Annotated in this window: 2 protein-coding genes; one reads left to right on the top strand and one right to left on the bottom strand. The window is 45.5% G+C overall.

Features of this window, described 5'->3' with window-relative positions; translation table 11 throughout:
• On the top strand, nt 1–821 hold an 821-nt coding region (locus tag PX484_RS12485; RefSeq protein ID WP_288104083.1), incomplete at its 5' end, for an HlyD family secretion protein.
• On the opposite strand, the gene hisA is transcribed toward PX484_RS12485, so the two are convergent.
• Nucleotides 818–1,579: a 1-(5-phosphoribosyl)-5-[(5-phosphoribosylamino)methylideneamino]imidazole-4-carboxamide isomerase gene (hisA, locus tag PX484_RS12480; protein ID WP_004268779.1), complete on the bottom strand. Its 762-nt coding sequence runs from the start codon at nt 1,577–1,579 to the stop codon at nt 818–820. The genes PX484_RS12485 and hisA overlap by 4 nt on opposite strands.
• Nucleotides 1,580–1,612 lie beyond the last annotated feature (33 nt).

Genomic DNA, 1,612 nt, shown 5'->3' with positions numbered 1-1,612 from the left:
GCCAGAATGAATTACAGCAGCAAGAGGCTAACGGCAAAATCGATCGAGAAAAACAAGAGAAAGAAGTACAAACCCGCATCGCCGAAATTTCCCGCCTGGAACAGGAAGAAAAGCGTTATTTCCTGTTGATCTCCCAAGCGCGAGAAAAGCTGATTAATACCACGGTAATCACGGAAAAAGATGTGCGCGATAAAATGGCGGACAATTACAAACGGATCGCTGAAATCGATAGTCAGATCAGTCGCGTTATCATTGATAATAACAAGCGCATTGCTGAGTTAGATAGTGAAATTAGTCAAGCACAACAGACGATTAAATATCAAAAAATTACCGCCCCGATTGATGGTGTGGTCTTCGATCTCAAGGCCCGGCCCGGGTTTGTTCCCCAACCAAGTCAAGCGGAAGCATTATTAAAACTTGTTCCCGATGGCTGTCCCACTGAGGTGAAAGATGCCGCTAAAGGTTGTTTAGTGGCAGAGGTGGACGTGACTAACCAAGACATCGGTTTTGTGCGCGAGGGACAAAAAGCTGATATTCGCATTGATTCCTTTTCTTATAGTGAATACGGCGATATTAAGGGAGAAGTAATCTCGATCGGTTCCGATGCTTTACCTCCCGATGAAAATCACCGTTTTTATCGGTTCCCTGTCCGGGTACGCTTGAACAGTCAAGATTTAGTTTTGAAAGATCAATCCACTCTACCCCTGCAATCGGGGATGTCCGTGAGCGTTAACATCAAAGTCAATGAAAATCGCACCGTTTTGGGACTATTTACCGATATGTTCAATAAACAGGTGGATACTCTCAAACAAGTCCGTTAAGCGAAAAAATTCGGGGGTACATCCTGCCAACGGCCCGAACCGATGGCGTTAATCGCTTCCGAGAGGTTAACTGCACCGGTATAAAGAGCGCGGCCTACGATTACTCCCGTTACTCCTAAAGGTTCCAAAGACAATAAACTCAGTAAGTCTGTCAGGGAACTAATACCCCCGGAGGCGATTACGGGAATTTCGACAGATTCGGCTAATTCTCGCAAAGCGGCGAGATTAGGGCCAGAAAGCGTGCCATCTCGATGAATATCAGTGTATATAATCGTGCTGGCTCCTCTTTTTGCCATATCTTGCCCAAGAGCGATCGCCTCTACCTCGGAAGTTTCTAACCAACCCCGCGTGGCTACTTTGCCATCGCGAGCATCAATACCGACAATTATTTGCCCCGGAAAGCTTTGACAAAGTTCGCTGACTAATTCTGGCTTTTCTACGGCTACTGTCCCTAAAATCGCCTTTTCTACCCCGATTTTTAGGAGATTACTCACCGTTTCTAGATCCCGCAGTCCACCCCCCACCTGTACGGGAATGGCAATATCATTAAGAATTGTTTCAATAGTTGACAAATTAACCGATTTACCCTCTTTGGCTCCATCCAAATCGACTAAATGTAATCTGGTTGCCCCCTGATTGACCCATTCTCGCGCCACTATTGCGGGATTATCGTTAAAAACCTGCGATTGTTGGTAATCTCCCTGATAAAGTCGCACACATTTGCCATCGAGAATATCAATAGCGGGGATAACTTCCATGTTTTTCTCAATATCTAACTAAGGAGCGTTTTT

It is taken from the genome of Microcystis sp. M49636_WE2, assembly GCF_030065375.1.
GTDB lineage: Bacteria > Cyanobacteriota > Cyanobacteriia > Cyanobacteriales > Microcystaceae > Microcystis > Microcystis aeruginosa_C.
The sequence above is the reverse complement of the archived record's forward strand: the minus strand, read 5'-3'. Positions and strand labels throughout refer to the sequence as shown.

Bases quoted from the DNA above. Each gene is read 5' to 3' on its own strand.
- hisA (WP_004268779.1), bottom strand. From the start codon at position 1,579: ATGGAAGTTATCCCCGCTATTGATATTCTCGATGGCAAATGTGTGCGA.